The sequence below is a fragment of the Bacillus sanguinis genome (assembly GCF_018332475.1).
Taxonomy (GTDB): domain Bacteria; phylum Bacillota; class Bacilli; order Bacillales; family Bacillaceae_G; genus Bacillus_A; species Bacillus_A sanguinis.
Genome location: NZ_BOQB01000096.1, coordinates 1 through 5,569, shown reverse-complemented (window position 1 = coordinate 5,569; position 5,569 = coordinate 1). Strand labels below are relative to the sequence as shown.

The 5,569-nt window shown below is 35.1% G+C and carries 5 protein-coding genes; 4 read left to right on the top strand and 1 reads right to left on the bottom strand.

The window, feature by feature from the left end:
- From KI369_RS12315 to KI369_RS12300, 4 genes are all read left to right on the top strand, one after another.
- A partial coding sequence (locus KI369_RS12315; RefSeq protein ID WP_212956123.1) for an MFS transporter occupies window positions 1-783 on the top strand: 783 nt, incomplete at its 5' end.
- A 16-nt stretch (window positions 784-799) separates the two neighbouring features.
- Window positions 800-1,639: a glyoxal/methylglyoxal reductase gene (gene pgoN / locus KI369_RS12310; protein ID WP_212956122.1), complete on the top strand. Its 840-nt coding sequence runs from the start codon at window positions 800-802 to the stop codon at window positions 1,637-1,639.
- Between the two features lie 412 nt (window positions 1,640-2,051).
- The gene (locus tag KI369_RS12305) at window positions 2,052-3,125 is read left to right on the top strand and encodes a WD40/YVTN/BNR-like repeat-containing protein (protein ID WP_212956121.1); all 1,074 of its coding nucleotides are present in this window, start codon (window positions 2,052-2,054) and stop codon (window positions 3,123-3,125) included.
- Between the two features lie 381 nt (window positions 3,126-3,506).
- Window positions 3,507-4,106: a nitroreductase family protein gene (locus KI369_RS12300; RefSeq protein WP_212956120.1), complete on the top strand. Its 600-nt coding sequence runs from the start codon at window positions 3,507-3,509 to the stop codon at window positions 4,104-4,106.
- Window positions 4,107-4,326: 220 nt separating this feature from the next.
- On the opposite strand, the gene KI369_RS12295 is transcribed toward KI369_RS12300, so the two are convergent.
- The gene (locus tag KI369_RS12295; protein ID WP_212956119.1) at window positions 4,327-5,322 is read right to left on the bottom strand and encodes a zinc-dependent alcohol dehydrogenase family protein; all 996 of its coding nucleotides are present in this window, start codon (window positions 5,320-5,322) and stop codon (window positions 4,327-4,329) included.
- Window positions 5,323-5,569: the final 247 nt, after the last annotated feature.

Here is a 5,569-nt window from a genome sequence, read left to right as displayed (position 1 = left end):
ATTGCGATTATGTTTACTGGCGTAACAGTCGCAACTATTACAGGTACACCAATTGGAACATTTATTGGTCAACAATTTGGCTGGAGAACATCATTTTTAGCAATTGTAGTAATTGGAATTATTGCCTTAATTGCAAATAGTATTCTCATTCCATCTAATATGAAAAAGGGTACGTCTGTATCATTCCGCGATCAATTTAAACTGATCACCAACGGAAGACTGTTACTTGTTTTCATCATTACTGCACTTGGATACGGTGGTACATTCGTAACATTTACGTATTTATCTCCGTTATTACAAGAAGTAACAGGATTTAAAGCTAATACAGTTACTATCATTTTATTAGTGTATGGAATCGCAATCGCGATAGGGAATGTGATTGGCGGGAAATTATCGAACCATAATCCGATTCGAGCGCTATTTTACATGTTCTTTATTCAAGCGATTATATTATTTGTTTTAACATTTACAGCACCATTTAAGGTAGCTGGGTTAATCACAATTATTTTCATGGGACTATTCGCATTTATGAATGTTCCAGGGTTACAAGTATATGTCGTAATGTTAGCTGAACGATTTGTACCGAGTGCTGTCGATGTTGCATCGGCAATTAATATTGCGGCGTTTAATGCTGGGATTGCTCTTGGTGCTTATTTAGGCGGTATTGTAACGAACTCGTTAGGGTTAATTCATACAGCTTGGGTAGGCGGCGTTATGGTAGTAGGTGCTGTTATTTTAACGGCGTGGAGTATGTCATTAGAAAAACGAGATCAAGTAAAATAAAAGGAGAGAAAATAAAATGAAAAACTTACAAAGTACAACAACATTGCATAACGGTGTAGAAATGCCTTGGTTCGGTTTAGGTGTATTTAAAGTAGAAGAAGGACCAGAACTTGTAGAAGCAATTAAATCAGCAATTAAAGCAGGATACCGTAGTATCGATACAGCGGCGATTTATGGAAATGAAGCAGCTGTAGGTGAGGGAATCCGTGCAGGTATTGAAGCAACTGGAATTTCAAGAGAAGAATTATTTATCACTTCAAAAGTGTGGAACGTAGATCAAGGATATGAAGAAACAATTGCTGCATATGAAGAGAGCTTAAAAAAATTAAAACTAGATTATTTAGACCTATATCTTGTTCACTGGCCTGTAGAAGGGAAGTATAAAGATACGTGGAGAGCGTTGGAAACACTATATAAAGAAAAGCGTGTACGTGCAATTGGCGTAAGTAACTTCCAAATTCATCACTTGCAAGATGTAATAAAAGATGCAGAAATTAAGCCAATGATCAACCAAGTAGAATACCATCCTCGTTTAACACAAAAAGAATTACAAGCTTTCTGTAAAGAACAAGGTATTCAAATGGAAGCATGGTCACCACTAATGCAAGGGCAATTATTAGATAATGAAACATTACAAGAGATTGCTGAGAAACATGGTAAAACGACAGCGCAAGTTATTTTACGTTGGGATCTTCAAAATGGAGTTATTACAATTCCGAAATCAACGAAAGAACACCGTATTATTGCAAATGCTGATGTGTTTAACTTTGAATTAACGAAAGAAGATATGGAAAAAATCGATGCGTTAAATCAAAATCACCGCGTTGGTCCAGATCCTGATAATTTTGATTTCTAAGATTAAAGAATGGGTAAAAAGAGTGCAAAGTTGCACTCTTTTTTTATTTTTTATTCAATAAAATGCTTCTGTTTATATTATGACTTTTAAATTACTTTAGGTGATTTAAAGAACGGATTCTAAAATAGTATTAAAGTTTGACATGTAATCATGCATTCTATAATATGTATGCTATAGCATGTATGTTGTGATTTATTTGGTGGTGGCATATGGACTTATATGAGGTAACAGGACATCTTGTTCATTATACTAATGTGAAGTTAACAAATTATATAATGTAAGTTTTTAATCACATATTGCTTATAAAATTCACCTTTTATATGCTATAGCATATAAAAGGTACCTCTTAACTTGTAATGCTCAAAATTTAAATAACATAGTAGAAAATTCATGAAACGAGGAGATTTGATTTATGGAAAAATTTATATTAGCGTTTGATAGAGAACTTGTAATTGCAGAAAAAAAAGAATCAACATGGAGCGTCCAGTCGCAGTTTATAGGTGCGAATCCAGTTGCTTTAGCTTCTGATCCATACGATCCAGAAAGAATGTATTGTGGTACTTTTGATAGGGGATTATGGAGAAGTAAAGATGGAGGAAGTTCATGGGAAGCGATTGGTACGTTACCTTCCTTTGGTGAAGTTTTCCCGGCTAATGCTATTCATATGAGAGCTATTACAGCAGTTGCTGTATCTCCAGCAAAGGGGGATGACGGTAACGGGATTGTATATGTAGGAATTGAACCGAGCGCAATGTTTGTATCTAAAAATGGAGGAGACAGTTTTGAACTGCTAACGGATTATCGACAAATACCATCGTATTCATCATGGTTCTTCCCTCAACGAACATATACGCACCATGTAAAACATATTGAAATTGATGCTAATAATCCAGAAACTATTTATACAACGATTGAGGTAGGAGGATTAATTAAAAGTGTAGATGGTGGTATGACATGGACTGAGGAAAAAGAGGGGAACTATCCTCAAGATATTCACATTCTTAAATCACATCGCAATGCCCCAAATCGTTTATACGGGGTGTTAGGTGATTCATTCTTGAAAGAACCAGGTCACGAGTATGCAGAGAGTAATGATGGAGGTAAGACTTGGAACTATATGTGTAGTGGGCTAAAGCATCATTACGCATATCAAATGGCAGTTAATCCTAATGATCCGGAAAATATTATTATCGCGACATCTTCAAATCCACACGTAGCACACGATTACAATAATGGAAATTGTGAATCATTTATTTATAAAAAAGAAAAAGATCAGCCTTGGACAGAAATGAATGCAGGTTTACCAACTCCTAAGGGCACAATCATACCAGTATTAAAGGCAACAAGTGATGGAACGTTCTATTTATTTAGTAATAAAGGGGTTTATCAATCGGTAGATGGCGGTTCAAATTGGACTTCATTAGATATTCCGTGGGAGAACAGATTTATGGAACAACATCCTTATGAGATGTTAATTATTAAATAAGCGATGAGTATAGTTTTGACTACTATTCATTAAACATGGTTAGTTGAATTTACAATGTAAAAAGCCAGGTAATGTGTTATTCATGTTACCTGGCTTTTTTGATCATCAATTTAAGGTTATTTTCATATTTGTGTAAATATGAAACAAGCAGAATACATGAATAGAGAATGGGGAAAATAATACCGAATGATCACTAGATTGTATCAATGATGCTATAAGAGTTTTTTAGGTAAACTGAAGCAATAAGCAGTGGTTTAGATTCAGAATGACTGGCAATTGGTGTTATGGAGTTCAATGATTTAAAAATGGACTCATTTAAACGCATATTATCTTCGAGATGTATCATTTTGAAGAATATTAAAGCTTGGGAGGAAATGAATTATGACAAAAGATTTCTATACTGCACTGAAAGAAAGACGTACTTACTATGGGATTAATAAAGAGGTACAAGTATCAGATGAAAAAATTAAAGAAATTGTGGAGTTTGCTGTAAAATATACTCCATCAGCTTTCAATTCACAAACTGCGCGAGTAGTTGTATTATTTGGTGAAGCTCATAATAAATTATGGGATATTACAACTGAAACATTAAGAAAAGTAGTTGGAGACGGAGATTTTTCAGGAACGCAACAAAAAATGGATTCCTTTAAAGCTGGTTATGGAACAGTATTATTCTTTGAAGATGAGTCTATCGTTAAATCGCTTCAAGAAAAATTTGCTGCATATGCTGAAAACTTCCCAATTTGGTCACACCAAGCATCAGGTATGCACCAGTTAGTTGTGTGGACAGCATTAGAAGCAGAGGGATTAGGTGCATCTTTACAACATTATAATCCGTTAATTGATGATGAGGTAAAACAAGAATGGAACGTTCCTGTTAATTGGAAGCTCATTGCACAAATGCCATTTGGTAATCCAACGGCTGCACCAGGTGAAAAAGAATTCCAACCGCTTGAAGAGCGTGTGAAATTTCATAAGTAATATTCAAATGTAATAATACGGTCTAGCTATTGTAGAGTTATTGGCTCTTTTTCGGGATAGGGCTATGCTATTGATGAAATCGGAAAAATACTATTATATTTAAAAAAGAACAAGGCGATCATTTTTGATCGCCTTGTTTGACATTTGTACAATTAATCTACGCATTAAGCTTAATTAGCTAAACAGCATGAATCAATTATTTATATTATCGAGTTATAAGTTACCAAACGTTTTTCAACACTATTTTACCTATTGCTTTATTCGACTCCAAATGATCATGTGCTTGAGCAACTTCATCAAACGTGAAAGATTTAGAATCTAGTAACGGGCGAAGTTTTCCTTCTTCTACAATTTGCGTTATTTTCGTTAAGATTTCTCCGCAATCATTACGTTTATCTGTATGTAATATTTTTAACGCCATAAAAGTAACGTGCAGAGAGAGTCCTTTTGCGTGTAAAGAAGAGAGGTCATGAGTTGAACGGGCTGCAATTGTTACGACAGTTCCATTGACCGCAGCAGCTTCAAAAGAATTGTCTAGATTCTTGCCACCTACTGTATCAAATATAACCTCAAATCCGTTGCCATTCGTATGTTTTTGCACATATTCTTGAACAGATTCTTCTTTATAATTAATAGCTATGTCGGCTCCTAGACGATGGGCTATTTCCATTTTGTTTTGCTGAGAAGCAGTTGTAAAAACTTTAGCACCTGCCCATTTAGCTAATTGAATGGCTACGTGTCCTATGCCACCAGTAGCTCCATGAATGAGAACGTTCTGACCAGGTTTAATATTTGCACGATCAAATAAAGATTCCCAAGCTGTAATTGCAACTAATGGCAAGGCAGCTGCTTCTTCCATTGTTAAATTGTTAGGCTTATGAGCAATTAATCGCGCATCAGCAAGCATAAACTCTGCAAGTGCACCTCCAGTTTCTTTAAAACCTCCAGCACATCCATATACTTCATCACCAGTTTTGAATTTCGAAACGCCTTCTCCTACTCCTATAACAATACCAGCTACATCCCCGTGTAATATAGCTGGGAATTCAGGAGCAACTGATGAAACAGCGCCACTGCGCATTTTCGTATCAATTGGATTTACACTTGTTGCTTTTACATGAATTAGAACATGACCTGGTAAAAGTTTTGGTTTTGCAACTTCTTCTAATTGAAATACAGATGAATCTCCAAAAGAATGGATAATTTGTGCTTTCATTGGTCCTTACCTCCTGTTCGTGGTTATAGCATAGCAAAGTACGAAAAATAAGTATAATATTTTGAATTTGGTTAGTGAGAATTTTATATAAAGAAGGGGGATAGTACGTGAAATAATGCAACGTACTTGCGAAAGCAATTGTAAAGCTTTTTGAAGAAAGGATAGATGTTATTTTTGCAGCATGATTTATTCATTATGTTTATTATTACTCACTTAGTATAGGTACTTAAAAGTGCCTACATCACTT